Origin of the sequence: Roseibium sp. (genome assembly GCF_051016195.1) — a bacterium.
Classification (GTDB): Bacteria; Pseudomonadota; Alphaproteobacteria; order Rhizobiales; family Stappiaceae; genus Roseibium.
This window is the reverse complement of record NZ_CP134616.1, coordinates 3,230,313-3,255,288: the sequence shown is the minus strand read 5'-3', so window position 1 is coordinate 3,255,288 and position 24,976 is coordinate 3,230,313. Positions and strand designations below refer to the sequence as shown.

Genomic DNA, 24,976 nt, shown 5'->3' with positions numbered 1-24,976 from the left:
GCCGATGACACTTGATTTTCTGGTAAAGAACGCAAACCTGCCCGACGGTCGATCCGGCGTCGACATCGCCTGCAGCAATGGCTTCATCGAGGCTGTCGAGGCCGGGATAGACACCGATGCCCGCGAGACCATCGACGCCGCCGGAAAACTGGTGTCGCCACCCTTCATCGACAGTCACTTTCACATGGACGCAACGTTGTCGCTCGGTCTGCCGCGCATGAACCGCAGCGGCACGCTGCTGGAAGGGATCGCGCTCTGGGGGGAACTGAAAGAGATCCTCACAGTCGAGGCCGTTGTTGAACGGGCCCTGAAATACTGCGATCTCGCCGTGTCGCAGGGACTGCTGGCCATCCGCACCCATGTGGATGTCTGCGACGACCGCCTGACCGGCGTCAAAGGCCTCCTGGAGGTCAGGGAGCAGGTCAGGGACTATATCGATCTGCAGCTCGTCGCCTTTCCGCAGGATGGGCTCTACAGGTCACCGAACGCGGAAAAGAACCTGCTCACAGCACTCGACATGGGTGTCGACATCGTCGGCGGCATTCCGCATTTCGAACGCACCATGGACGACGGCGCCAGATCGGTCGCCAGACTGTTCGAAATCGCCGCCGAACGCGGGCTGATGGTCGACATGCATTGCGACGAGACGGACGACCCGATGTCGCGCCACATCGAAACGCTCGCATACGAGACACAGCGGCTGGGACTTCAGGGGCGCGTTGCCGGATCTCACCTGACCTCCATGCACTCCATGGACAATTACTACGTTTCCAAGTTGCTTCCTTTAATTGCCGAGGCCGAGGTGCACGCAATCGCCAATCCGCTGATCAACATCACGCTGCAGGGCCGGCACGACACCTATCCCAAGCGGCGCGGCCAGACCCGTGTCCCGGAACTGCGGTCCTACGGCGTCAATGTGTCCTTCGGCCATGACTGCGTGATGGATCCCTGGTACTCCATGGGATCGGGAGACATGCTCGAAGTCGCCTCCATGGGTCTTCACGTCGCCCAGATGACCAGCCGCGACGACATCCGCTACGCCTATGACTGCGTCACCACGCACCCGGCAAAGGCGATGGGACTCGACGGATATGGTCTTGAGAAGGGCTGCAAGGCCGACTTCGTTGTTCTTCAGGCCCGCGACACGATCGAGGCGATCCGCCTCAAGGCGACAAGGCTGAAAGTGATCAAGGGCGGCAGGGTCATTGCCGCGACACCGGAACGCTCGGCCGACCTCTTCCTCACCGGCCGACCCTCGACGGTCGACCCGAGTAGCTACGCACCGAATGAGGACTAACTCGGAAATCAGAACATCGATCTGAGAAGCCGCGCCGGAAAAAGGGGGCGCACGCCGGAGGCACCACGTAACCGGCCGATTGTTCCCTTCCCCCTGCAGTCAAGCGCCCTGCAACTGGAGGCACATCGGCATGGATGCCATGGTCAAGCCATGGCATGACGCCGAAAGGAAGCATTGTCGAACTTATGCCGCTCTGAAGGCGGCCTGACTCCGTCCGTCACCAATTCGGCATGCGGATCTCATGCCGGATTTATCGTCCCGGTTTGCCGCAAAGCGGCCAACCGGGACAACACGTCGAGGCAAGAAGCTTCAACCAGGTGTGGCTAAGCAGCCGCCACCGCCTTGAGGAAACGGTCGACGGTCCCGCGCAGATCCGTGGTCCTTGCGTTGACATCGGTTGATGCGTTCAGCACCTGACCTGCAGATGAACTGGTCACCTGGGCCTTTTCGGAGATCGTGATGATGGTCTGCGCAACATCCTGCGTTCCCTTGGCAGCATCCTGGACATTGCCGGAGATCTCGTTGGTCGCAGCGCCCTGCTGTTCGACCGCCGCTGCGATCGTGCCGGTGTATTCGTCCACCTGGCTCATTGTTTCGGTGATCCCCGCGATCGCGGAAACGGCTTCCTTGGTGGCCGCCTGGACTTCCGTGATCTGTCCTTCGATCTCCTCGGTGGCCTTGGCCGTCTGAGTGGCAAGCTCCTTCACCTCGGAGGCGACAACTGCAAACCCGCGCCCGGCTTCACCGGCACGCGCGGCCTCGATCGTGGCGTTGAGCGCAAGCAGGTTGGTCTGTTCCGCAATCGCCGAAATCAGGTTGACCACATCACCGATCCGCTGCGCGGACTCCGCAAGGCCTTCGATCTTGGTGTTTGTCTGCACCGCGGCCTGTGTTGCGCTCTGCACGATATCGGTCGTCGACTGGACCTGGCGGCGAATTTCCTGGATGGATGCCGAAAGCTCTTCCGAAGCCGACGCGACAGTCTGCACGTTGGTTGAGGCGGCTTCCGAGGCGCTGGAAGCATTGGAGGCTTCACCGGCCGTTTCGTCGGCAACCCCGTTAAGCTCTTCGGCTGCCGTCCGCATCTGCTCGCTGTTGCTGTAGACGGCGTCGAGCATCTGCGTGACTTCAGATCTGAAATCGGAAATCAGGCTGGCGACTGCGTCGGACTGCCTTGCCTGCTCGAAGGATGTCTCCTTCTGCTCCTGTTCCAACCGCTCACGCTCGAAGGCGTTTTCGCGGAAAATGCGGACAGAAGCAGCCATCTCGGCGATTTCATCACGTGTGGATTGCGCCGGAACGTCGACGCTCGTGTCCCCGCCGGCAAGCTTGTTCATGATGTCGCTGAGACCGGAAATACGCCCGGACAGTCCCCGGGCCATGATCAGACCGAAAATGCCGGCAATAAGCGCACAGACGATCGCGCTTGCGAAAATCCAGATCTGCAGCGTTGTCAGGGGCGCCAGAACCTCACTGGCGGCCTGCACGACAACAACGGCGTAGTTCTGTCCGAATGCGGTGACCGGAACGATCGCTGCAAAAACGTCCTTGCCATCGAAGTTCGCGATGCGCGTGAAGGTGTTCCCGCCGCTCATCGATGCAGCGATTTCCGTTGCGTTGAACTGATCGCTGAGCAGTTCCGAAACGTCGGCGGTCCGCAGGCTGTCGTTCATCGCCAGACCGTCCCCGTTGAGAAGAAGGGTTTCGCCGGTGTCCCCAAGGCCCGCGAACTTTCCGAGCAATGCTGTAACTTCGTTCGTCGGCGCTTCGTAGATCACCATGCCGATGGTCTTGCTACCGACCGAAATCGGGGCCGCGAGAAATCCGGCAGGCGCGTTGTCGCGTCCCGGATAGCTCTCGGGGTCATAGGCAACCACTGACGGATTGCCATCGACGACGATCGTCTTGTAGGCGCCGGCCAGAGGCGTATTCTTCCACGTGTCCGCCTGAACATTGACACCGAAGTCAGCAAGCTTCCGTGCGCTGTAGATGACGTCGCCGTTCAGGTTGACGAGCATAAGGTCGGGAAAATTGTTCGCGTCCGCGAAGTCGCGAAGCGGTGTGTGATGCTTGGCATGCGCCTTGTCATAGGGCTTGCGGCCGGCCTTGACCAACTGGTCCCGCTCGTCGATCGGGTGCGGATTGTCCGTCACGTAGATCTTCGTGAGCGTTGCGGATGCCTTGTCCTTGTATTTGGCCCAGGCGGCATCAAACGCACTGTAGGCCGCCCTGAGCGTCTTGCCCTGGACATGGCCTTCAATCGTTCTCTGTTTCCCGTGATAGAGTTCCAGCAGGCTGTCTCGGCGGCTTTCCGCCAAGGCCATCAGTCTTTGTTCTGCCTGTCCTTTGACGGTGTTCGCACTCGAAACGTAACTTGCAATGCCCACGCCCGCAGAACACAGAAGCGCTATCCCTAGGACAAGCGCTGGTAGTTTTGCCGCAACCTTCACGGAATTCTCCAAAGTCTCGCGGGAAGGCAGTGCCTTCCCGCATATTTCAGGATCAGAGGTTTTCTACGTTCACACCGAACGTCACGGCGCCGATTGCTTCACCGCTGTCCGGATCGACGACGGTGACGCTGACCTGGCTCTGAAGGGTCTGTGTGCTATCATCTTCTTCCAATTCACTGATGTGAACGGCACCCTTGCCGTTGGAATAGGTGTCCTGCCACTTCGCTTCGTCACCCTGCCAGTAGTCGGAGGTTACGTCGCTCTGGCCCACATTCAGGCCTTTGCCATCCATGACAAAGATTTCAGTGAAGAGACCGTCGCTGCTTTCCTGGACGTCAGCCAGGAAGGTCGACAGCGGGCGTTCCAGCACGGTATCGATCATGGGCTGGTCGACAGCCTCTGCTTCCGCACGCCAGGTCTTGTCGAGTTCATCGATCTTGGTCTGATCGAATGCACCCGTTTCGCCGTTCTGGGCGCGGACTGCGTCAATGACTTCACTGGAGGCGGCGATCTCAGCGATCTTTCCGGCGGCAAGCGTTTTCAGTTCGCTTTCGAATTCGTTTGCAGTCGCCGTTCCGGCGAACAAGAAGCAAAGTGCGGTTGTAGTGTAGACGAGGTGTTTCATTTTGCTCTCCCAAGGTTTTCAACCCGGTAAAAGGATGACCTCAGCAGATTAAAATTCAGTATATGAAGAACTTAATGCTTAAAATAACAAAATATTAAGTCGAGGCCCGAGAAAAATACTAATATACCAAACGAATATATTTTTCACTTTACTCTATTTTTGATTGAAAATTACAATCTTAGAACGAACTTGAAAGCTAAGCATGGCGAAGAAAAGGCCTATTTCCGATGCAAAAGCAGGCCACTACGCGTTTACGAGGCGAAAGTCGCCACAGCCAATACCCGCATGACGCGAAGCCGCACCGCTCTAAGTGAATGTACGAAGCTGGCCAAATCGGACATCATCGGAGAATCGGTCACCGCCGGCACTGATTTCGTGCGAACTGTTGCATCGCGAATGCTTTTCCGCTATACGCGCGCTCGCGCCTGCACCCCTGGAGGAGGCGCATCTGGACCGATCCCGAACAACTCATATCATGTCGATACGGTGGTTCGCCGGTCCGCTACCATACACTCAAGGAGTTTGCCATGGCTGCCAGCTATGAGCTGAAGGCGTCGGCACGGGACCGGGTGGGCAAGGGGGCCGCACGGGCGCTGCGTCGCGAAGGCCTTCTACCTGCCGTAATCTACGGCGACAAGAAACCTGCAATGCCGATCACCATTGCGGTGAAAGAAACCACCATCACCCTTCATAAGGGCGGTTTCACCGCACAGATCGGTATCATCAACGTCGACGGTGAAAAGCACCAGGTCATCGCAAAGGACTATCAGTTGCACCCGGTGCGCGACGATGTCCTCCACGTCGATTTCCTGCGCGTCGCAAAAGGTGCGACACTCACGGTCGAAATTCCGGTTCAGTTCCTCAATGAAGAAATCTGCCCGGGCCTCAAGAAGGGCGGCGTTCTGAACGTTGTCCGTCACACCGTTGAAATGACGGTTCCGGCTGACTCCATTCCGGAAGCGCTCGAACTTGACCTGGCCAATGCAGAGCCGGGTGACAGCCTGCACATTTCCGCGGTTACTCTCCCCGAGGGCTGCCAGCCGACAATCACCGATCGCGACTTCACCATCGCGACGATTGCTGCACCGGCAGGCATAAAGGAAGAAGAAGAAACCGACGGCGAAGCTTCGGAAGAAGAAGCCGCAACGGAAGAAGAAGCAAGCGAGTAATCCTCCGCTTCGATCGGATACGACGGGAGGCGGCCTCCGCCTCCCTGCCCGGCAGCCGTCTTCGGCTGCCTTTTCGTTTCAGCCATGATGGTGCAGGTGCGAGATGAAACTGATCGTCGGACTTGGAAATCCGGGAGCCAAATATGCCGGACACCGGCACAATATCGGTTTCATGGCCGTTGACGAGATCCATCGCCGCCATTCCGGCTTCCAGCCCTGGCGCGCGCGGTTTCAAGGCCAGATTTCCGAGGGCCGCCTTGGCTCGGAAAAGGTCCTGCTGCTGAAGCCGTCGACATACATGAATGAGTCCGGCCGCTCGATCGGCGAAGCCATGCGCTTCTACAAGATCGAGCCGGAAGACATTGTCGTCCTCTATGACGAACTCGACCTGCCACCTTCCAAATTCCGGATGAAGAAAGGCGGCGGCCATGGAGGCCACAACGGTCTGAGGTCCCTCACCGCTCATATTGGCGCGGACTATCGCAGGCTTCGGCTCGGCATTGGCCACCCGGGCGACAAGAAGCTCGTTTCGAACTACGTGCTCGGCGATTTCGCGAAGGCGGACAAGGATTGGCTCGAACCGCTCCTGTCAAACATCGCCGACCACGCGGACCTTCTTGCCGAAGGCAAGGACAGCCAGTTCGCCAACAAGCTCACTCTGGCGCTGGAGCCGGCAAAAGCCCAGCGGAAGGACAAGTCCGGCAAATCCTCGGCGGCGCCCACAAAGTCCGCGAAGCCCAAGGGACAAAGCCATATCAGACAGGCCCGCCAGGGAAAGCAGGTTGAACTCCCGAAATCGGGACCGATGGCTGAAATGCTCAAGAAGCTGCTTGGCGGCAGCTGATGTCCGCTTCAAAGAGCCGAATTCAGCACTTCAATACACAACTTTAACAAGAACAAAAAATGTGACTCGCGTCACAAAATAGGCACGACAGTCGTTCAAAGTCAGTGAGTTAACTGGCGCGACTCGGGGAGATGCCATGCTGAGAATGTTGATTTTCTCCTTGCTGTCACTTGCTTGTCTGAACCCCGCGCTGGCATTCGTGCAACTCGACGGGTGCTTCCTCGCCGAGAAAACTTGCGAAGCCTTTCAGAGCAAGAACAGGAAGACCAACCCCGGCGAAGTGATGCACGCGGCGGAACCGATGCGCATGGGCTGCAGGAGAGGCATTGTCGATCCTGCCGGACTGCAATAGGCGAAGGGCTGGTTCTGCCGCGTCAACTCCTGGCAATGCCTGGAAAAAGAGCCGTCCCGGGCGGCAAGTCTTGACCTGCCCGGTCCGCTCGGGCATGTAGCGCGGCGACAGTTTCACAAACGAACCGAAAGCGATCTCCCATGGGATTCCAGTGCGGCATTGTCGGACTGCCGAATGTCGGCAAGTCCACGCTTTTCAACGCGCTCACAAAAACCGCCGCGGCGCAGGCCGCCAACTATCCATTCTGCACCATCGAGCCGAACACTGGCGAGGTCGCCGTGCCGGACACGCGGCTCGATGCGATCCGTGAGATCGCCCAGTCGAAAGAAGTCATTCCGACGCGAATTACCTTCGTCGATATTGCCGGCCTGGTGCGCGGCGCGTCGAAGGGGGAAGGTCTGGGCAACCAGTTCCTGGCCAATATCCGGGAAGTCGACGCCATCGCGCATGTGTTGCGGTGTTTCGAAGATGACGACATCACCCATGTCGACGGTACGATTGATCCGCTTGCGGATGCCGAAACGGTTGAAACCGAACTCATGGTCGCCGACATGGAAAGCCTGGAACGCCGCATCGCGCCGCTGAAGAAAAAGGCAACCGGTGGCGACAAGGAAGCAAAGGCGGTCCTTCCAATCATGGAAGCCGCTCTTGCCCTTCTTCAGGAGGGCAAACCGGCCCGCGTGCTTGAAACTGCGGACGCGGAAGAAGCGAAGATGCTGAAGGGATTGAATCTCCTGTCATCGAAACCCGTTCTTTATGTCTGCAACGTCGACGAGGCTTCGGCTGCCGAAGGCAACGCGCTTTCGCAGAAGGTTGCCGAAAGAGCCGAACAGGAAGGCGCTGTTGCCGTTGTCATCTCTGCGGCGATCGAAGCGGAGATATCTCAGCTCGACAAGGAAGAACAAGACGAGTTCCTGGAGACCATCGGCCTGGAAGAACCCGGTCTCGACCGCATGATCCGCGCCGGCTACGACCTGCTCGGCCTGATCACCTATTTCACCGCCGGTCCGAAGGAAACACGCGCCTGGACAATCACCGAAGGCACGAAGGCGCCCGGGGCTGCAGGCGTGATACACACGGACTTCGAACGGGGCTTCATCCGCGCGCAGACAATCGCCTATGATGATTACGTGTCGCTTGGCGGAGAAAACGCGGCGAAGGAGGCCGGCAAGGCTCGCGACGAAGGCAAGGAATACATCGTCAAGGATGGCGACATTCTGCTCTTCAAGTTCAATACGTGATCGCGGACTCGCCCCCGCGATTTCGTTGGTGGCGTGAACGGCAAAACACGGGGGAGAGCGAGACCCGCATGAAAACGATCCTGCTAACCGGTTTCGAAGCCTTCGGGACGACACCGGTAAATCCGGCCGAGATGGTCGCCCGGCGCCTCGACGGAGAAACCGTCGAAGGCGCGCGGATCGTTTCCAGGGTCATCCCCAACACGTTCTTCGTCTGCATTGACGCAGTGAAGCAGGCAATGGTGGAAACCCGGGCCGACGCTGTCGTCATGATGGGTGAGTTTGGCGGCCGGGCCACGATCACGGTTGAACGGATCGCGCTGAATTTCAACGATTCATCGCGCTACGGACTGAGGGACAACGCAGGTGTCTCGCTGCAGGGCGAACCGACAGCGCCGGACGGACCGCTGGCGTATCAAAGTACTTTGCCTCTGCGGGCCATGGTCAAGGCCATGCGCGAAGGCGGTGTTCCCGCAGACATTTCGGATGCCGCGGGCACGTTCTGCTGCAACCATCTCTTTTACGGAATCCTACACCACCTTGCGCGGGCTGGCAGCGCTGTAGCGGCCGGCTGGGTTCACCTCCCTCACCTTCCCGAGGTCGCGGCAATGGAAAACAATCTTGGCGCGCCCAGCATGTCGGTTGAAACCGCGGCCGAAGGCCTGCGCCTTGCACTTGCCGCGCTTGTCACGCATCCAAAGGATACCGACGACCCGATCTCGGGCCGCCTGCAGGTCTAGGTGATAGACCCAATTCAGCCTATATCCAGGGCGAGGGGCACAGCGCGATGCGGTCAATCGAATAAGCTCCGCAACGCTGTAAGTGCGTTGAACTGGCCGCATGAGACGTCATCCTTAGCGGGACGCCACCCGGTGTCGGTACGGTACAACGCAGTTACGGGGTGGAAGTCACGGCCGATGCTTTTCCGGCCCTGTCGATCACGGTCGGTCGAAACGGGCCAATGCAGCAAAGAAAAACCCCGTTGGTTTGACAACGGGGTTTTTTCTCAGCTTCGGTCAAGTCCCATCATCATCAGCGGGTTCGGACCCTGCTGGTCCTGCCATTTGCGCCGCCTGTGATGGCCGGACCGTGAACTCCAGCCTGTTTTCGGTGCACCGTATTCCTGTGTCAGGCGGTGCGTTTGGTAGTTGGAACGAATGTTGTATTCCATGGTTTCACTCCCTTCCCGGTGCAAGAACCCTTTGTTCTTGCGTCTGTCAGAGATATGGGGAGCGTAAATGTCCAATATGTGAAGCACACATTACAGATAAAACACAAGATGCTAAATTATTGATTTAAAGAAGAAAATTTAGATAAAACACACTGTTGCAAGGCCAGCGCGCCGTCAAATGTTGGCAAAACCGGGGCCCGGACAACAAAACCCCCGCCGGTCATCCAGCGGGGGTTTTGTCAGCTGCGGTCCAGCCCCTGCATGGTCAGCGGGTTCGGACCTTTTTTGTCATGCCATTTGCCCTTGTTTTTTCCAAACCCGAAAAAGGATCCGAAAAACGCCTGCTGGCTCTGCGCCGCGCGGGCCATGACATCGACACTGTCGTAAGATTGACCTCTGTATTTCATTTTCCTCACTCCCTTCCTTGCAAGTGCACCATTGCCTTGCGTCTGAAAGAGATATGGCCATGGCAGATGTCCGATGAGTGGCCTTGAGATTAACATTCGGCCATGTTCAGCTTGGCCCCGTTGTCACTGTTTTTCTCCGGAGTCGTTTTTCGTGACCTTTGACCAAATCGCTTTGTTTGTGCTTTTCGGAATTGTGTTTGCGCTGCTTGTCTGGGGACGGATCAGGTTTGATCTCGTTGCCTTTGCGGCGCTGATCGTCGGCGCGTTTCTCGGGCTTGTTCCCTCAGATCAGATCTTCACCGGCTTCGGACATTCCGCAGTCATCATCATTGCGCTGGTCCTGATCGTCTCCAAGGGGCTGATGAATTCGGGTGCGGTCGAGCTCATTGCGAACCATCTTTTGTCGGCATCGAGGGGTCTTGCCCGCCACATCACGCTGATGTCGGTGGTCGGCGCGGGCCTCTCCGGCATCATCAACAACGTGGCGGCGCTTGCCTTGCTGATGCCTCTCGATCTGGAAGCTGCGAAAAAGGCAGGGCGTTCGCCCGGCCTGTCGCTGATGCCGCTGTCTTTCGCGACCATTCTCGGCGGCATGATCACACTGATCGGAACACCGCCCAATATCGTCATCGCAGAATACCGGTCCGATGCGCTCGGCAGCCCTTTCGCCATGTTCGATTTCGCACCGGTCGGGCTTACAGTGGCCGTATTCGGCATCGCGTTCGTCGCCCTGTTCGGCTGGCGCTTCCTGCCCGCTCATTTCAGGGAGAAGCCAAAGGACGAGGATTTCGCCGAAAGTCTCTACTCAGCCGAGTTGAAGATAAGCAAGGTCTCGGAGGACAAGCCGGTCGCGGTTGGCGATCTCTATCCGGTCGCGGAAGAAAAGGATGTCGTCATAATCGGCCTGATCCGGAACGGCCGGCGGATCAGGGGCTTTGCGCGCCGCGAACCGATCAAGAGCGGAGACTTTCTCGTGGTCGAGGGCGACCCGAAAGCAATCGAAGGCTTCATGGGAGCCGCCAAGCTGGACTTTGCAGGGTCGGAACAGCACAAGGGCGGCCTTGGCGGTTCCTCGCTGTCGCTCACCGAGGCAATAGCGCCCGACAGCGCGCGCATCACGGGCACGACCGCCTTCAAACTGCGGCTTCTTTACGGTCACGGCGTCACCCTGCTCGGTATTTCCCGGGAGGGACGCCGTATTCAGAAACGCGTCCGTCACGAGATCATCCGTCCTGGAGATGTGCTTTTGATGATCGGGACCCAGGAGAGGCTTGAAAACGCGTTTGGCTGGCTGGGCGTACTGCCTCTGGAAGGCCGCAGGACAGACATGATCCAGCGCAACAAGGCCTGGCTGGCGATTGCCGGCTTCATACTGGCCATCGCGGTGGCCGTGGCCGGTTTTGCCTATCTTCCGGTAGCGCTCGCTGCCTGTGTCGTCCTCTATGCCGCGACGGGCCTTGTCAGCGGCTCTGAAGTCTACAACGCTGTCGAATGGAAAGTGATCGTGCTGCTCGGGTCACTGATACCGCTTGGGCAGGCGTTCGAGAACTCGGGCAATGCACAGCTAATCGCCGACGGTATTGTCGCTCTGACGGCGGGCGCGCCGGCCTGGGTCACGCTCACGGTGCTGATGATCGTGACCATGACCCTGTCCGACTTTCTGAACAATGTCGCAACCTGCCTGATCGCGGCGCCCATTTCGGTGCAGATCGCCGGAAGCCTCGGCGTCAATCCCGATCCGTTTCTGATGGCCGTTGCGGTTGCCGCATCCTGCGCTTTCCTCACGCCGATAGGCCACAAGAACAACACCATCATCATGGGGCCGGGCGGCTACCGCTTCGGAGACTACTGGCGCATCGGCCTGCCTCTGGAGCTCCTTGTGCTTGCGATAGCGATCCCGGCAATCCTGGTCTTCTGGCCCCTGTCTGCCTGACCGCTCAGGCGTCCGGTTTCAGAGGCAGGCAGATATCGGTCAGAAGATCCGCCGGCGCAGTATCTCGCGGATTATTCAGGTAGACCTCCATGCAGGGTGCATCCGCAGGCTCGCGGCCCGACTGGGTAAGCCACTCGCCATAGAGCCATTCATAGGCCCACTTCATGTCCGCGTAAGGCCCCTTGTAGTGCAGGATGGCATAGTCACCGCCATAAGTTTCAACCGCTTCGAATGGCGCTTCAACGTCGAACCCGTCGGACACTGCCACTCCGGCGGCTGACCGCAATTCGTCTTCCGGGACATATGTCGGGTCGGAATAGTAGAGCCCTTTCATCGCGCCCACCTGTCCAAGCTGGTTACGGCTGGCAAGAACCCCGACGGCTTTTTCAAATGCCTTTCCGATCTCCATATAGGCGCCCTTGTGCGGAATGACGGCGAGCGTTTCGGTGGCAATGGACTTGATTTCGACCTGATGCATGAGAAGAGATCCTCTTGTTTTTGGAATGGGAGCGCCGCCATTGGCGGGCTGGAGACGGCCTTCGACACCGGCCTCCCGATAAGTCGAGGGAGACTGGCCGTAGACTTTCTTGAAACTGCGGCTGAACGCTTCCAGGCTGCTGTAGCCGGCGCGTGCAGCGATATCCGCAATTGGCATCTTGGAATAGGTCAGGTCCGCCGAGGCCCGGTGCAGCCTCAGCCGCTTGACGGTCGCGACGATGGATTCGCCATAGGCCGACTGCCACACCCGGTGCCAATGCCACGGAGACAGGGCTGCGACTTCGGCAAGCATGGCCAGGTCCGGATCTTCATCGAGATGCGCATAGATGTATTCGATGACCCGCGTGAAGCGCCTGAGATAGCCATCATCCTTCGGCGATATCTTTGGTTTTTCGTGCTGTGTCATTGGAAACGGCCTTTGCTTGATTTCGGAGACCCTAGCACCGGGCGATCTGACAAATCTTGCTGACTTGGTCAGAAGGAACGTCAGCTTTGGGCCATGGCCTTTTTTGAGCACGTACTCTTCTGTGAGCGCGTCTTTGTGTCCTGCCTATCGAAATTGCCTCCGCTCATGTGCTACGACAGAAAACATCAACGCCCTCCCGCCGCCTCCGTGACCGGCTCCGGTTCCAGACAACACAGCCCAACCAGATGACACATCCGCAATTTTTTGAAGACTTCGCACCCGGACAGGAAATCCCGCTGGGGTCGATCGAGGTCACCCGGGACGACATCATCGAGTTCGCCACCGAGTTCGACCCCCAGGACTTTCACATAAGCGAGGAAGGCGGCAAGGCGTCGATGCTCGGAGGACTGGCAGCGTCCGGCTGGCACACGGCCAGCATCGTCATGCGCCTCCTGGCGCTGAACCTCTTCAACAAGAGCACGGGCCGCGGATCACCAGGGGTGAGCAAGCTGAGATGGAAACACCCTGTCTTTGCCGGCGACATCCTGTCAGCGCATGCCGAAATCCTGGGAACGAAAGCCCTGCGGTCCAAACCCGGCCTCGGTCTCGTTTTCATCCGCATCCGCGCTGCCAATCAGAACGGCAAGGATGTGATCGACTGGGAGAACCCCGTCCTGTTTGAAAGGCGGGAGCCTGCCCGATGATCGATTTCTTTGAAGATATCCGTGAGGGCGACAGGCTGGAGCTCGGACGTCACACATTCCGGAAGGACGACATCATCCGCTTTGCGGAGAAATACGATCCTCAGCCCTTTCACCTGAGCGAGGAAGGGGCGGCAAAAACCCATTTCGGACGCCTGTGCGCGTCGGGCTGGCACACGGCTTCCGTCTTCATGAAGCTGTTCGTCGCAAAAATGAAGGCGATGCAGGCGGAGGCCCGCGAAGCCGGTACCCCGTTCGCCCGGATCGGCCCCTCGCCCGGTTTCGAGGATCTGAAATGGATCAAGCCGGTGTTCGTCGGCGACACCCTGACCTATACCCGGATCGTGACCGGCAGGACCGAAAGCCGAAGCAGGCCCGAATGGGGCCTCCTTCACTCCGACATGCTGGCGCACAATCAGGACGGAACGCTCGTATTCTCCTTCAAGGCAACCGTCTTTGTCGAACGGCTGGGTGCCCGGTCAGACTGACCATGACTATGGCCGCCTAAACATCGCGCGACGTGTCTTCCCGTTTCTCTCCGGAGACCGCCAGGGCACGCTGATGAAAGTAGCCGGAGGGCGGCGGGGGCACTTGAAAAAGAAAGAACACGAGGATCGCGACCAGCACCTTGTCCAATGCGCCTTTGGTTCGCACGGGCGAGAAACCGTCCAGGAGCGCGGAGGCTGTATCGGCCTGCGATGCCGGTACGCGTATTGAAACGCCACCCCAGGCGATCATCTTGTCCCAGGCGACCGACGCAATGGCCTGATCGAAGGTCCAGACGCGGATATTGGCACTCTCCAGAAACGATGCCGCCAGCGCCCACTCCATCGGACCGTACGCGCGCGCCACGGTGACCAGGTTTTCTTGCCGTCTCAACTGCTGGGCCATGCGCGTTCGATCCTCCGCAAATGGCATCGTCTGCCCTGAAGCATACAGGATTTGGCGTGACAAATCTCATCAGAGCGCAGGACACGAAATACGTCGCCTGCAAAGGATCGAAGTCGAATGCGCCTAAAGGGTCCGCGCGAACAGGATTTCGTCGCGGATCTCGATCCCGTAGTCTCCCCGCAGCGGAATGCCGGGCTTCTGTTCGCGCTCTTCGTCAATGACCCCCTGCCCGATCCGCTCGAAGCGGAAGCCGCGCCTTTGATAGAACCGGAAGGCATCCAGATTGTCATTGGATGTCCTGACGGTCAGCCGCGGTACGGACTGCGAGCGCGCCTCCGTGACGACGGCATCCAGCAACTGACTGCCGACACCGCCCCAGCGATTGATCGAATCCAGCGTCAGGATCTCCCACTCCCCGTCCCGCTTGATCAGCGTGACCAGACCCACCAGATCGTTTCCGTCGAAGGCGACATAGCCAGGCAGCCGTGACGCATCGACCATCTCGTTGTCCAGCATGATCTCCGGTGCGGTCCAGCGATCGGTCAGGAGCTGACGCACCGCGGGATAATCCCCCTCCTCCGTTTGGCGAATGACTACAGGCATTTGAACGCTCCTACCGCTGGGAAACCCTGCTTGAAAGTGGACTGCGCGCCTGCCATCGCGCTCGTTCCAGTTCCGGGTCAACATGTTCTTCTTCGGGATAACCAACACATAGATAAGCCACGAGCTGCCAGTTCTCGTCAACCTGAAGGATTTCGCAGACGGATGCCGGATCGAGGATCGAGACCCAGCCGACGCCTATTCCTTCGCATCTGGCGGCCAGCCAGAGAGTATGCACCATGCCGACCGTGGAATAGGCCAGCATTTCCGGCATGGTCGCGCGGCCAAGACCATGCCCCTGCTCCGGATCCTTGTCGCTGAAAACCGCCAGGTGAACCGGCGCCTCCTCCAGCCCGGCCAGCTTGAGCTGCCTGTACCGGCTTGCCTGGTCATCTTCGTACCCGGCAGCTGCGGCATTGTTTTCCGTTTCGAAACAGGCCGTTATCCCGTTACGTCTTTCCTGGTTCTCAACGACGACAATGCGCCAGGGCTGACTGTTGCCGACAGACGGCGCAAGATCTGCGAGGCGTAGCAGATGGTCGAGCATGCCGTCCGGCAACGGATCGGCGCGAAAACGGCGGACGTCCCGCCGCCATTTCAGCAGGGTTTCGAAATCTTGCCGGAACTGGTGGGAGAACTGCGGCACATCCGCTGGAGGAGGCATGAGGTCAGTGCCCGGGAAATTCCACCAGCGTGCGAACAGGCACATTCAGCGCTTCAAGCTTTGCGCGTCCACCGAGGTCCGGCAGATCGACGATAAAGCAGGCGGCCTCGATGTTGGCGCCCATCGACTTGAGCAGCTTGCAGGCCGCTTCCGCAGTTCCGCCGGTCGCGATCAGGTCGTCAACCAGGATCACCCGGTCACCTGGCTGGATGGCATCCTTGTGCATTTCCATTTCATCGAGACCGTATTCCAGCGAATAGGCGATCCGGACGGTCTCGTGCGGCAGCTTTCCCTTCTTGCGGATCGGAACGAAGCCCGCCGACAACTGGTGCGCCACCGCCCCTCCGAGAATGAAGCCGCGGGCCTCGATCCCGGCAATCTGGTCGACTTTCGAGCCGGCCCACGGCTGTACAAGCGCGTCGACGGCGCGCCGGAACGCCCGCGCGTTGCCCAGAAGCGTCGTGATGTCGCGAAACAGAATTCCTTCTTTCGGATAGTCCTTGATCGTGCGGATCGAGTCGACCAGTTCATCATGGATCGTCTGTTCGGTCATCGAGCTCTCTTTCTTCGGCTGATCGTTCCGGCACATGCCCCGACGGACGCTTATAACAAGTTTGCGTGATTTATCGAAGCGATTTCATCGGGTTGCATTGATTGCTGCAGTGGCTGCCTTGGATCTACCGGGCCTTGTTCAGGACACGTCCGGCCACCGCGTCGAGTTTCGCCACAAGCGCGGGGTCCCGTTTTTCGGGAGCCGTCATGAACGCGAACTCGAGCGCCGTGTCTGAGCCCGCCGGGCAGGATTGATGTTCCTTCGGCAGATCCCGCGCGACCCGGGCGACGAGACGCTGTGCGTTTTCGGCATTGTCGTGCAGAACCTTGATGATCGACTGGATGTCCACTTCGCCGTGATCGGGATGCCAGCTGTCGTAGTCGGTGACCATTGCAACTGTCGCGTAACAGATCTCCGCTTCGCGCGCGAGCTTGGCTTCCGGCATGTTGGTCATGCCGATAACATCGCATTCCCAGGACCGGTAGAGATGGCTCTCGGCGAGAGAGGAAAACTGCGGCCCTTCCATCGCCAGATAGGTTCCGCCCTTCGCATAGGCGAGGCCTTCGGCTTCCGCTGCCGCGGCAACAGCTTCGATCAGCTTCGGGCTGACCGGTGTTGCCATGGACACATGCGCGACACACCCGGTTCCGAAAAAGCTTTTCTCGCGCGCAATCGTCCGGTCTATGAACTGGTCCACCAGAACAAAGGTGCCCGGTGCATGTTCTTCCTTCAGCGATCCGCAGGCAGACACGGAGAGCAGATCCGTGACCCCGCAGCGTTTCATCACATCGATGTTCGCGTGGTAGTTGATCGTCGTCGGCGAATAGACGTGCCCCCTGCCATGGCGGGGAACAAACACGATTTTCAAGCCGTCGATCTCGCCGATCCGGACCTGATCGGAGGGCGTTCCCCAGGGGCTTTCAACGGTAATCCATTCGGCATTTTCCAACCCGGGGAGATCGTAAATGCCCGAACCGCCGATAATCCCAAGAACCGCATCAGCCATTGCCAAGTCTCCAGTTGAAACGAGAATCCAGTCCTGTCAGCTGATTAACAAGCGGCAGGAGACTTGAATAGGTCAAAATGCAAAAAAGCCGGACCGAATGCCTGTCGCGCTGCAACAACCCGAGCCTCGTCCTGGCGAGAACCGCAAGGGCTGTCTCAGAATCTGCCGCCCATCTTTCGAGGCTCCGCTACGCTCCGCACCTCAAGATGAGGGAGTAGTGGCGGAGCGTCTGAACCGGCAAATGCCGAGCCTAATGCTCTTCAGCGCCGCATCAAAAACGGCCTCATCCTGAGGAGGATCGCCAGATCCGTCTCGAAGGATGGCACAGCCGCACTGACCTCACTGCCCATTTTTCGAAGCTCCGTGCCTCAAGAACAAGTGGGCAGCGGGCTCAGGAGGCAAGTCGACGAAAAAGGCGGGCTCAAGGCCCGCCTTCCAGGTTCTGCCGGAGTTGTCCCGGATCAGTGTTCCGCGTTGCGCCAGAGCTGCTTCTTCGTGAAGTACAGCAGACCTGCAAACACGATCAGGAACACCATCACGCGAAAGCCGATCTTCTTGCGGTCTTCCAGATGCGGCTCTGCGGCCCACATCATGAATGCGGAAACGTCTTTCGCATACTGCTCGACCGTCATCGGCGTGCCGTCGGTGTATTCGACAGCCTCTTCGAACAGCGGCGGTGCCATCGAGATGAACTCGCCGGCCAGGAACGAGTGGTTGTAGTACTGGCCATCCGGCACGACGACACCCTCCGGCGCATCCACATACCCGGTCAGAAGCGAGTAGATGTAGTCAGGGCCGTTTTCCTGGTACTGCGTGAAGATGTCGAACACGAAGCCCGGGAAACCGCGCTGTGCTGCTCGTGCCTTCGCCAGCAGCGAGAAATCGGGCGGGTAAGCGCCGTTGTTCGCCGCACGGGCTGCCTGCTCATTCGGGAACGGCGACGGGAAACGGTCGGCCAGGATAGCCGGTCGGTCGTACATGTCGCCAAAATCGTCCGGACCGTCGACAACGGTGTATTCGGAAGCGATTGCCTTGGCCTGGTCTTCGCTGAAGCTCGGCCCGCCGTTTTCCGCCAGGTTTCTGAAGGCGACAAGCCTCAGGCCGTGACAGGCGGAACAGTTCTCGCGATAGACCTTGAAGCCGCGCTGCAACTGACCCCGGTCATAAAAGCCGAACGGACCTGCAAAGGACCAGTTCTGGTAGTCGATTTCCACATTGGCGCCCGCGCCAAGGGCGGGTGTCGCGATGGCAAGCGATGCCACCGCCACAAGGGAACGAACCATTTTGATCATGGTGCTCATTGTCTCAAATAACTCCTGATCCGGTTCGCGTCATTTCGTTTCCGGCGCGGCGGCTGCGCCGGCAGGTTGCCCTGATCCACCCTTCAGCACCGATTCAGAAATCGATGCAGGCAACGGACGCGGCTTCTCCAGGAAACCAAGCATCGGCAGGACGATCAGGAAGTGGGCGAAGTAGTAGGCGGTGAAGATGCGCGACAGCGTCACGTAAATTCCTTCAGCCGGCATCGCGCCCAGGTATCCGAGAGCAACGCATGTCAACGCGAAGATCCAGAAGAACTGCTTGAACAGCGGACGGTAGGTTCCGGAACGGACCTTCGACGTGTCAAGCCAGGGCAGGATGAACAGGACCGCGATGGCACCGAACATCAGCACGACACCGCCAAGCTTGTCGGGAACGGCACGCAGGATCGCATAGAACGGCAGGAAGTACCATTCGGGAACGATATGTGCCGGTGTGACAAGCGGGTTTGCCTCGATGTAGTTGTCCGCATGACCCAGATAGTTCGGCAGATAGAAAGCGAACCAGGAGAAGAAGATCATGAAAACGACAATCGCGAAAAGGTCCTTCACCGTGTAGTACGGGTGGAACGGCAGCGTGTCCTGCTTGGTCTTCGGCTGCACCCCTGTCGGGTTGTTGTTGCCCGTGGTGTGGAAGGCCCACACGTGCAGGATGACAACACCGAAAATCATGAACGGCAGCAGGTAGTGAAGCGAGAAGAACCGGTTCAGCGTCGGGTTATCGACGGCAAATCCGCCCCAGAGCCAGGTGACGATCGCTTCGCCCACGAGCGGGATCGCCGAGAACAGGTTGGTGATAACGGTCGCGCCCCAGAAGGACATCTGGCCCCAAGGCAGAACGTAACCCATGAAGGCCGTTCCCATCATGATCAGGAAGATGATCACGCCGAGGATCCACGAAATCTCGCGCGGAGCCTTGTAGGAACCGTAGTAGAGGCCGCGGAAAATATGGATATAGACCGCGATGAAGAACATCGACGCGCCGTTCGAATGGAGATACCGCAGCAGCCAGCCGAAATTCACGTCGCGCATGATGTGCTCGACACTGTCGAATGCGGCGTCGGTGCTGGGTGTGTAGTGCATGACCAGAACGATCCCGGTGAGGATCTGCGCGATCAGCACGAAGAACAGGATCCCGCCGAAGGTCCACCAGTAGTTCAGGTTTTTCGGCGTCGGGAAGTCCACGAAGGAACCGCGCATGAGCGAAATGACCGGCAGGCGGCTTTCCAGCCACTTGGCCGCAGCGCTCTGCGGTACGTAGTTTGAATGTCCAGCCATGGCTGTCTCCTAAAAATTTCTGCCGTTAACCGATCTTGATTGTCGTATCGCCGACAAACTCGAGCGGTGGGATGAGCAAATTCTCGGGAGCCGGGCCCTTACGAATGCGGCCGGCCGTATCATAGTGCGAACCGTGGCAGGGGCAGAACCACCCGCCGAACTCTCCGGCATCACCGATCGGCACACACCCAAGGTGCGTACAGATGCCGATCTGAACGAGCCAGTTTTCCTTGTCCTTTACGCCGCGGTTCGGATCGGTTGCCTCGGCGTCGACCGGAAGGTTTGCATTTCGGGCCAGCTTGTCAGGCAGATCCGCGATCGGCACATCCGTGGCCTCGGTCACTTCGGTTTCCGTGCGGTTTCGGATGAACACCGGCTTACCGCGCCATTTGACCGTGATTGACTGGCCTTCCTCCACGGCGGACACGTCCACCTCGATCGATGCCAGCGCGAGCGCTGACGCATCCGGGTTCATCTGATCAATAAACGGCCATACCAGCGCACCGGCGCCTACAACGCCCATTGCACCGGTCGCGATGTAGAGAAAATCACGGCGGTTCGGTTCTTCCGCATCCGTGTTGTGTGCCAAGGTCGCGTCCCCTCAAAAGTTCTACCTGTACCGATAGCCCGCATCATGTTCCACCGCTATCTTGGGAAGAAGGATAGTGGGAACCATGCCGGGCTCAACGGTGGACAGGTGCGGCAGTTTTCCGCACCGGCCAAGCGGCTTGTCTTTTTGCACCCTTCGATACGCTTGTCCAGACAAACAAACGCCTCAAAACGCATATGTCGCAGGCAAAAACACAGCCATGCCGCTTTTCTGCCCTTTTTTACCGAAAAAGCGCAAGACCGGAATTCGTATGAATCCCGATCTTGCTGTCTCATGCTGTGAATTATGCTGCCTGAACCGGCGCCAGGAAGCCACCCGACTGATGCTGCCAGAGCTGAGCATAAAGGCCGTTGGCATCGAGCAGTTCCTGGTGCGAGCCCTGCTCGATGATTCGGCCCTGATCCATGACGATCAATCGGTCGAGAGCCGCGATTGTCGACAGCCTGTGTGCGATCGCGATCACCGTCTTGCCCTTCATCAGCTCGAAGAGGCTCTCCTGGATGGCAAGCTCGACTTCTGAATCCAGCGCGGACGTCGCCTCGTCCAGAACCAGGATGGGGGCATCCTTGAGCAGAACCCGGGCAATCGCAATTCTCTGGCGCTGGCCGCCCGAGAGCTTGACCCCGCGTTCGCCGACATGGGCATCAAGACCGGTGCGGCCATTGAGATCGGTCAGGCCGCTGACGAACTCCATCGCGTGAGCCTTTTCCAGCGCTGCCTCGACTTCGTCCCGTTCGACATCCGGTTTGCCATAGGCGACGTTCTCGAAGATCGACCGGTGCAGAAGCGATGTATCCTGCGAAACGACGCCGACATTCGCCCTGATATCGTCCTGGTGCACACCTGCAATGTCCTGTCCATCAATCACGATGCGCCCGCGTTCCAGGTCATAAAAGCGAAGCAGCAGGTTGACGATGGTCGACTTGCCGGCGCCAGAACGGCCGATCAGTCCGATTTTCTCTCCCGGCGCTATTGTCAGGTCCAGGTCCTCGATCACACCGGATTTCTTGCCGTAGTGAAAGCCGATACCGTCGAAACGGATCTCGCCCTTCGGCACGGAAAGCGCCCGGGCATTGGGGACGTCCACCACATCCCGCTCACGCGAGATCGTGTTGATACCGTCCTGCACGGTGCCGATGTTTTCAAACAGGCCCGACACTTCCCACAGGATCCATTGCGACATGCCCTGGAACCGCAGGACGAGCGCAACCGCAACGGCGATCTCGCCGGTCGTCACCGTGCCCGCCTGCCAGAGCAAGATGGACATGGCTGCAACGGCGAACAGCAGCACCATGTTGAGGGTCGTCAGCGTGATGTTCATGCCGGTCACAAGGCGCATCTGCAGGAACACCGTCTTCAGGAACGACGTCATGGAAGACCTGGCATAGTCTTCTTCGCGCTCCGCGTGGGAAAACAGCTTTACCGTCGATATGTTGGTATAGGCATCCACCACGTGACCCGTCATGACGGAACGCGCATCGGCCTGCTCCCGTGACACGTCCTTGAGCCGCGGAATGAAAATGCGCATTGTGATCAGGTAACAGCCGAGCCAGGCCATGAACGGGATCGCGAAATAAATGCTGGCCTCCGCAACGACGAACAGCGCCGCGACGAAGTACACCACCACATAGACAAGGATATCCGCGATCCGCGTCACCACCTCACGCACCGCCAGAGCGGTCTGCATCAGCTTGTTGGCGATGCGGCCTGCGAAGTCGTTCTGGTAGAACGAAATACTCTGCCGCAGAAGGTAGCGGTGGACGCGCCACCGCACCGACATCGGGTATGTGCCCATCAGGCCCTGGTGAAACAGCATCTCCCAAATGGCGGCAATACCGGGCAGCAGAACCAGCACGACGAGCCCCATCCAGACAAGCTGCCCCCAGTTGTCCTGGAAGAACGTCTCCGAGTTTTCTGTGCTCAGCCAGGTAACCAGCTCGCCGAGAAACGTGAAGATGGTGACTTCCAGGACAGCGATAAGCGCTCCCAGGATTGAGACAACGAGCAGGATCGGCCAGACGGGCTTGGTGTAATACCAGCAGAACGCCCAGAACCCGCTTGGCGGAACGTCGAGCTCGGTCTTCTCGAAAGGATCCACGAGCTTTTCGAAACGGTCAAACATGACTACCTCTCAGAGCGGCTCAAACGTAACACGGTCAGATGCGCCATGGCATCCTGACTGTTCATCGTTTGGGACCGCGGACGAATGATTGTCATGGCCGTCATGAAGAACAGGCCGGACATTAAACTTGTAAAGGAGAGCGCAATGATCGCCGTGCCCCAGAAAAGGGCGCCCAGATCGTCAATGAAGACGGAAACGGGGATGTGTTGCCCGGAAACCTCCAGAGCCTCGATACGGCTCAGGTTGTAGGCAAGCACGGGCACGAACAAGACCACGGCGACAACGATCGTAACGCCCGCAAACGCGGCAGCGCGCAGCAATCCACGCACCAGCCGGCGTTTCGCACCTCTTTGAGCGGGAGGCGGCGGCGGCACTTCGACATCCGGACGGACCGTCAGCAAGGACGGGTCCTGTGGGTAGAACGAATTCATCGGAACGGCTCCGAAAACGGAAAAATGATCAATGGTGACGGCAGACACGTGAAGACAAACGCGCAGCACACTGACGGCTTAAGCCGGTCACCGCAGAACTAGGATGTGAGAAAGGAAGTGTTGGCGCCTATAGCTGCCTGACGACCACCTTGGTGCAGCCAGTGGGGACTGGAAATGCCTGGATCATATGACGATCTATCATGTAAGCCCTCCTGGTTGCGCGGCCAACGGCCACAAGGAAAATCAAGAGCCAACGACGTAAGGTTGACTGATCGTGTTGGTAACCGTTTTGAGCGAAAATGGAAAGGGGTAACTTGTCCATTCCTTGAGGAAACTGACACCTGTTGCCAATCGGACACATTGCGCGCGCCCACCGGGCGGGGTTGCAACATCAGTGCCCCTGAAAGACAAAGTCTCGTACGTGGATTTCAGCTTCCCGGGGCGGAACCCATGGTGAAATCAACCCGCCCTGAATGTGCCCGCACCTCATGTCCCGCAGAATTTTGGCCTGTTCGGGACGGTCAACACCAAGCGCAACAACCTGATAATCGAATTTCCGTGCAAGGTTGACGATGGCTTCGACGAGGTGCCTCCTGTCGATGCTTGTTTCAAGGTCAGCGATAAGCGAGGGGCTGATTTTCAAGAGGTTCGCCCCGCTTTCGATGAGTTGTCCCAATCCGCTCTGAAGGCTGCCGAAACTGTCGAGCGCAATACGGCAACCGTGTTTCTTGAGGGTCTCAAGGGTCTCTTTCAACCGGGCGCATTCCCCGAAGCGGATGATCTCCGGATCGAGTTCGATGGTCAGGTCGGACGGCGCAAACCCCGCGTCTTCGCAAAGCTGCACAAGAAGCACCCCGAATTCCGGGTCGCTCAGGCTTGCAGCGGTCAGGTCGACCGTAAGCCTTAGTTCTGTCCCGGACGCCTCGAGAAGTCGGCTCATTTCTGCAAGTCCTTGCTCCAGCGCAAATCTCTCGACCTGTGAAATGCGTTTCACGTCATCCTGATTGCTCAACAGCGTCCTCGGGTCGACAAGTCCTTCGGAAGGATGCAGCCATTGGGCGGATACCTCGTACCCGGTGATACGCCGTGCATTGAGATCGAACTGCGGTTGCATCAGCAGCGTCAGATTGCCGTTCTCCAGATCGTGATCGAGCTGCGCCATGCTCATGCGCCGGTGCCGGTGTGCCGTTCCGAGCGCTTCGGTATACCAGGAGAACCGTCCACGTCCCGACTTTTTCGCCGCGTAAAGGGCGATGTCGCCGCAGTTGATGAGTTCCTCGAGACCCACCTTTGCGCAATCGGCGAGCACGAGGCCGACGCTTCCTCCGATCTTGTGCCTCTGCTGCTCGATCAGGACCGGCTTGAGAAGTTCGTCAAGCAGGCGGCGGGTCAGCTGTTCAATGAAGACCCGTTCAACCGGCCGATAAAAGGCAACCATGAATTCATCGCCGCCGATTCTCGCGGCCAGTCCCTGATCCCCCAACACGGTTTTGAGGACGCTTGCGACATGCCGCAACACGGCATCGCCCGTGCTGTGACCGTGGCTGTCGTTGATATCCTTGAAATGATCCAGGTCCAGCAGCACCAGGCCGATCTGGTGCGCGTCTTCGCGGCCGGCCGACAGACGCTCCTGCAGGAATTCCGTGATCTTCTCCCGGGTCGCCAAACCGGTCAACTCGTCATGCTCCGCCTGGAACTTGAGCCGCTTTCGGGTTTCCTCCAGTTCCGCGAAACGTTCGACTTCGCGCGTCACATCCTGGCACAGGATGATCATGCGGGTATCGTCTTCGGTCTCGGCTTCGATCCGTGCAAATGTCAGCTGATTCCAGAAAAGTTCGCCGTTCTTTCGGCGGTTCTGGATCAGTTCCTTAAAGCCCGAAGAAAACTTATCCAGATCGAACTTGAAGTTTTCCAGTTCATCCTGCGGAAGCTGTTTGTTGGACGGAAGCACGAATTCCTGAGGGCGTCGCCCCCGGATTTCCTCCGCAGTGTAGCCGGTTATCCTGGTATAGGCGGGATTGGACCATTCGATCCGGCCGTAAACGTCCTGCAGGACGAGGCCTTCATGCGCATGCTCAACCACCGTTTTGAGGATTGCGGCATCATTGCCGAATTCCGAATTTCCCGGAGTGTGCGGACGAGCCGTGCGCTGCCGGCCGAAAACATATCCCGCGGAGAAGAACAAGGCTCCCGCTCCGGCACAAACAAACAGCAATATTGCAGGCCAATCGGCCGGAAGCGTTTCCATGCCAGTTCGTCGATAGCTCCACCCGTTGAAGACTATCCTGACAGAATAATTTGAAGGAAACGCTAAGCAGACGGCGCCTACGCAGTCGTATTATTGACAATAGACGCAACGAAGGATTGTAGAAGACGTGCGGAAATCAGCTGTAACTGGCCCCGATGCAAGC

General features: G+C 58.6%; 25 protein-coding genes. 9 read left to right on the top strand and 16 right to left on the bottom strand.

Translation table 11 applies throughout. From position 1 onward, the window contains the following. Positions 1 to 4 precede the first annotated feature (4 nt). Positions 5 to 1,297: an amidohydrolase family protein gene (locus tag RDA78_RS14810; protein WP_434056063.1), complete on the top strand. Its 1,293-nt coding sequence runs from the start codon at positions 5 to 7 to the stop codon at positions 1,295 to 1,297. A gap of 323 nt (positions 1,298 to 1,620) precedes the next feature. Here the strand turns inward: RDA78_RS14810 and RDA78_RS14805 are convergent, their stop codons facing one another. Together RDA78_RS14805 and RDA78_RS14800 are read right to left on the bottom strand one after the other, a co-directional pair. Next, complete coding sequence (locus tag RDA78_RS14805) at positions 1,621 to 3,747, bottom strand: methyl-accepting chemotaxis protein (RefSeq protein WP_434056062.1); 2,127 nt, start codon at positions 3,745 to 3,747, stop codon at positions 1,621 to 1,623. Between the two features lie 52 nt (positions 3,748 to 3,799). Then, on the bottom strand, positions 3,800 to 4,372 hold the full coding sequence (locus RDA78_RS14800; protein WP_434056061.1) for a hypothetical protein: 573 nt from the start codon (positions 4,370 to 4,372) through the stop codon (positions 3,800 to 3,802). A 527-nt stretch (positions 4,373 to 4,899) separates the two neighbouring features. On the opposite strand from RDA78_RS14800, the gene RDA78_RS14795 reads away from it, so the two are divergent. From RDA78_RS14795 to pcp, 5 genes are all read left to right on the top strand, one after another. Continuing rightward, positions 4,900 to 5,541 (top strand): 50S ribosomal protein L25/general stress protein Ctc, encoded by a 642-nt coding sequence (locus tag RDA78_RS14795; protein WP_434056060.1) that lies wholly within the window; start codon positions 4,900 to 4,902, stop codon positions 5,539 to 5,541. Positions 5,542 to 5,644: 103 nt separating this feature from the next. Further along, positions 5,645 to 6,385, top strand: a complete 741-nt coding sequence (gene pth / locus RDA78_RS14790; RefSeq protein ID WP_434056059.1) for an aminoacyl-tRNA hydrolase — start codon at positions 5,645 to 5,647, stop codon at positions 6,383 to 6,385. A 136-nt stretch (positions 6,386 to 6,521) separates the two neighbouring features. Beyond that, on the top strand, positions 6,522 to 6,737 hold the full coding sequence (locus tag RDA78_RS14785) for a hypothetical protein (RefSeq protein ID WP_434056058.1): 216 nt from the start codon (positions 6,522 to 6,524) through the stop codon (positions 6,735 to 6,737). Positions 6,738 to 6,877: 140 nt separating this feature from the next. Beyond that, positions 6,878 to 7,978, top strand: a complete 1,101-nt coding sequence (ychF, locus tag RDA78_RS14780) for a redox-regulated ATPase YchF (RefSeq protein ID WP_434056057.1) — start codon at positions 6,878 to 6,880, stop codon at positions 7,976 to 7,978. Positions 7,979 to 8,046: 68 nt separating this feature from the next. Continuing rightward, positions 8,047 to 8,715, top strand: coding sequence for a pyroglutamyl-peptidase I (gene pcp, locus RDA78_RS14775; protein WP_434056056.1), 669 nt, complete (start codon positions 8,047 to 8,049; stop codon positions 8,713 to 8,715). Between the two features lie 266 nt (positions 8,716 to 8,981). On the opposite strand, the gene RDA78_RS14770 is transcribed toward pcp, so the two are convergent. Together RDA78_RS14770 and RDA78_RS14765 are read right to left on the bottom strand one after the other, a co-directional pair. Further along, on the bottom strand, positions 8,982 to 9,146 hold the full coding sequence (locus tag RDA78_RS14770; RefSeq protein ID WP_434056055.1) for a hypothetical protein: 165 nt from the start codon (positions 9,144 to 9,146) through the stop codon (positions 8,982 to 8,984). A 239-nt stretch (positions 9,147 to 9,385) separates the two neighbouring features. Further along, complete coding sequence (locus RDA78_RS14765) at positions 9,386 to 9,553, bottom strand: hypothetical protein (protein WP_434056054.1); 168 nt, start codon at positions 9,551 to 9,553, stop codon at positions 9,386 to 9,388. Positions 9,554 to 9,704: 151 nt separating this feature from the next. Between RDA78_RS14765 and RDA78_RS14760 the strand changes: the two genes are divergently transcribed. Beyond that, entirely contained in the window at positions 9,705 to 11,486 is a 1,782-nt protein-coding gene (locus RDA78_RS14760) for an SLC13 family permease (protein ID WP_434056053.1), read from the top strand. Between the two features lie 4 nt (positions 11,487 to 11,490). Here RDA78_RS14760 and RDA78_RS14755 read toward each other — a convergent pair whose 3' ends face one another. Next, positions 11,491 to 12,390: an AraC family transcriptional regulator gene (locus RDA78_RS14755; protein ID WP_434056052.1), complete on the bottom strand. Its 900-nt coding sequence runs from the start codon at positions 12,388 to 12,390 to the stop codon at positions 11,491 to 11,493. A 245-nt stretch (positions 12,391 to 12,635) separates the two neighbouring features. Between RDA78_RS14755 and RDA78_RS14750 the strand changes: the two genes are divergently transcribed. After that, complete coding sequence (locus RDA78_RS14750) at positions 12,636 to 13,094, top strand: MaoC family dehydratase (protein WP_434056051.1); 459 nt, start codon at positions 12,636 to 12,638, stop codon at positions 13,092 to 13,094. Then, positions 13,091 to 13,579 (top strand): MaoC family dehydratase, encoded by a 489-nt coding sequence (locus RDA78_RS14745; RefSeq protein ID WP_434056050.1) that lies wholly within the window; start codon positions 13,091 to 13,093, stop codon positions 13,577 to 13,579. The genes RDA78_RS14750 and RDA78_RS14745 overlap by 4 nt, the downstream gene beginning before the upstream one ends. Positions 13,580 to 13,595: 16 nt before the next feature. Here RDA78_RS14745 and RDA78_RS14740 read toward each other — a convergent pair whose 3' ends face one another. The 11 genes from RDA78_RS14740 to RDA78_RS14690 all read right to left on the bottom strand — a co-directional run bounded on the left by RDA78_RS14740 (position 13,596) and on the right by RDA78_RS14690 (position 24,750). Then, the gene (locus RDA78_RS14740; protein ID WP_434056049.1) at positions 13,596 to 13,982 is read right to left on the bottom strand and encodes a hypothetical protein; all 387 of its coding nucleotides are present in this window, start codon (positions 13,980 to 13,982) and stop codon (positions 13,596 to 13,598) included. 123 nt (positions 13,983 to 14,105) lie between these two features. Beyond that, positions 14,106 to 14,585: a GNAT family N-acetyltransferase gene (locus tag RDA78_RS14735; RefSeq protein WP_434056048.1), complete on the bottom strand. Its 480-nt coding sequence runs from the start codon at positions 14,583 to 14,585 to the stop codon at positions 14,106 to 14,108. A gap of 10 nt (positions 14,586 to 14,595) precedes the next feature. Continuing rightward, positions 14,596 to 15,291, bottom strand: a complete 696-nt coding sequence (bluB, locus tag RDA78_RS14730; RefSeq protein WP_434056047.1) for a 5,6-dimethylbenzimidazole synthase — start codon at positions 15,289 to 15,291, stop codon at positions 14,596 to 14,598. After that, complete coding sequence (locus RDA78_RS14725) at positions 15,251 to 15,799, bottom strand: adenine phosphoribosyltransferase (RefSeq protein WP_434056046.1); 549 nt, start codon at positions 15,797 to 15,799, stop codon at positions 15,251 to 15,253. The genes bluB and RDA78_RS14725 overlap by 41 nt, the downstream gene beginning before the upstream one ends. Before the next feature lie 124 nt (positions 15,800 to 15,923). Next, positions 15,924 to 16,805 (bottom strand): S-methyl-5'-thioadenosine phosphorylase, encoded by an 882-nt coding sequence (locus RDA78_RS14720; protein WP_434056045.1) that lies wholly within the window; start codon positions 16,803 to 16,805, stop codon positions 15,924 to 15,926. A gap of 461 nt (positions 16,806 to 17,266) precedes the next feature. Beyond that, positions 17,267 to 18,106 (bottom strand): cytochrome c1, encoded by an 840-nt coding sequence (locus tag RDA78_RS14715; RefSeq protein WP_434056044.1) that lies wholly within the window; start codon positions 18,104 to 18,106, stop codon positions 17,267 to 17,269. A 30-nt stretch (positions 18,107 to 18,136) separates the two neighbouring features. After that, a complete protein-coding gene (locus RDA78_RS14710) occupies positions 18,137 to 19,402 on the bottom strand; it encodes a cytochrome b (RefSeq protein WP_434056043.1) in 1,266 nt (421 codons plus the stop codon). Between the two features lie 25 nt (positions 19,403 to 19,427). After that, the gene (gene petA, locus RDA78_RS14705) at positions 19,428 to 19,991 is read right to left on the bottom strand and encodes a ubiquinol-cytochrome c reductase iron-sulfur subunit (protein WP_434056042.1); all 564 of its coding nucleotides are present in this window, start codon (positions 19,989 to 19,991) and stop codon (positions 19,428 to 19,430) included. 304 nt (positions 19,992 to 20,295) lie between these two features. Beyond that, positions 20,296 to 22,134, bottom strand: coding sequence for an ABC transporter ATP-binding protein (locus tag RDA78_RS14700; RefSeq protein WP_434056041.1), 1,839 nt, complete (start codon positions 22,132 to 22,134; stop codon positions 20,296 to 20,298). Between the two features lie 2 nt (positions 22,135 to 22,136). Further along, positions 22,137 to 22,565: a hypothetical protein gene (locus RDA78_RS14695; RefSeq protein ID WP_434056040.1), complete on the bottom strand. Its 429-nt coding sequence runs from the start codon at positions 22,563 to 22,565 to the stop codon at positions 22,137 to 22,139. A 391-nt stretch (positions 22,566 to 22,956) separates the two neighbouring features. Next, positions 22,957 to 24,750, bottom strand: coding sequence for a putative bifunctional diguanylate cyclase/phosphodiesterase (locus RDA78_RS14690; RefSeq protein ID WP_434056039.1), 1,794 nt, complete (start codon positions 24,748 to 24,750; stop codon positions 22,957 to 22,959). Positions 24,751 to 24,976: the final 226 nt, after the last annotated feature.

What these genes read in the sequence shown, in the direction of transcription:
- RDA78_RS14810 (WP_434056063.1), top strand. Translation starts at nt 5, where the DNA reads ATGACACTTGATTTTCTGGTAAAGAACGCAAACCTGCCCGACGGTCGA.
- RDA78_RS14800 (WP_434056061.1), bottom strand. Translation starts at nt 4,372, where the DNA reads ATGAAACACCTCGTCTACACTACAACCGCACTTTGCTTCTTGTTCGCC.
- RDA78_RS14795 (WP_434056060.1), top strand. Translation starts at nt 4,900, where the DNA reads ATGGCTGCCAGCTATGAGCTGAAGGCGTCGGCACGGGACCGGGTGGGC.
- pth (WP_434056059.1), top strand. Translation starts at nt 5,645, where the DNA reads ATGAAACTGATCGTCGGACTTGGAAATCCGGGAGCCAAATATGCCGGA.
- RDA78_RS14785 (WP_434056058.1), top strand. Translation starts at nt 6,522, where the DNA reads ATGCTGAGAATGTTGATTTTCTCCTTGCTGTCACTTGCTTGTCTGAAC.
- ychF (WP_434056057.1), top strand. Translation starts at nt 6,878, where the DNA reads ATGGGATTCCAGTGCGGCATTGTCGGACTGCCGAATGTCGGCAAGTCC.
- pcp (WP_434056056.1), top strand. Translation starts at nt 8,047, where the DNA reads ATGAAAACGATCCTGCTAACCGGTTTCGAAGCCTTCGGGACGACACCG.
- RDA78_RS14770 (WP_434056055.1), bottom strand. Translation starts at nt 9,146, where the DNA reads ATGGAATACAACATTCGTTCCAACTACCAAACGCACCGCCTGACACAG.
- RDA78_RS14765 (WP_434056054.1), bottom strand. Translation starts at nt 9,553, where the DNA reads ATGAAATACAGAGGTCAATCTTACGACAGTGTCGATGTCATGGCCCGC.
- RDA78_RS14755 (WP_434056052.1), bottom strand. Translation starts at nt 12,390, where the DNA reads ATGACACAGCACGAAAAACCAAAGATATCGCCGAAGGATGATGGCTAT.
- RDA78_RS14750 (WP_434056051.1), top strand. Translation starts at nt 12,636, where the DNA reads ATGACACATCCGCAATTTTTTGAAGACTTCGCACCCGGACAGGAAATC.
- RDA78_RS14745 (WP_434056050.1), top strand. Translation starts at nt 13,091, where the DNA reads ATGATCGATTTCTTTGAAGATATCCGTGAGGGCGACAGGCTGGAGCTC.
- RDA78_RS14740 (WP_434056049.1), bottom strand. Translation starts at nt 13,982, where the DNA reads ATGGCCCAGCAGTTGAGACGGCAAGAAAACCTGGTCACCGTGGCGCGC.
- RDA78_RS14735 (WP_434056048.1), bottom strand. Translation starts at nt 14,585, where the DNA reads ATGCCTGTAGTCATTCGCCAAACGGAGGAGGGGGATTATCCCGCGGTG.
- bluB (WP_434056047.1), bottom strand. Translation starts at nt 15,291, where the DNA reads ATGTGCCTGTTCGCACGCTGGTGGAATTTCCCGGGCACTGACCTCATG.
- RDA78_RS14725 (WP_434056046.1), bottom strand. Translation starts at nt 15,799, where the DNA reads ATGACCGAACAGACGATCCATGATGAACTGGTCGACTCGATCCGCACG.
- RDA78_RS14720 (WP_434056045.1), bottom strand. Translation starts at nt 16,805, where the DNA reads ATGGCTGATGCGGTTCTTGGGATTATCGGCGGTTCGGGCATTTACGAT.
- RDA78_RS14715 (WP_434056044.1), bottom strand. Translation starts at nt 18,106, where the DNA reads ATGAGCACCATGATCAAAATGGTTCGTTCCCTTGTGGCGGTGGCATCG.
- RDA78_RS14710 (WP_434056043.1), bottom strand. Translation starts at nt 19,402, where the DNA reads ATGGCTGGACATTCAAACTACGTACCGCAGAGCGCTGCGGCCAAGTGG.
- RDA78_RS14700 (WP_434056041.1), bottom strand. Translation starts at nt 22,134, where the DNA reads ATGTTTGACCGTTTCGAAAAGCTCGTGGATCCTTTCGAGAAGACCGAG.
- RDA78_RS14695 (WP_434056040.1), bottom strand. Translation starts at nt 22,565, where the DNA reads ATGAATTCGTTCTACCCACAGGACCCGTCCTTGCTGACGGTCCGTCCG.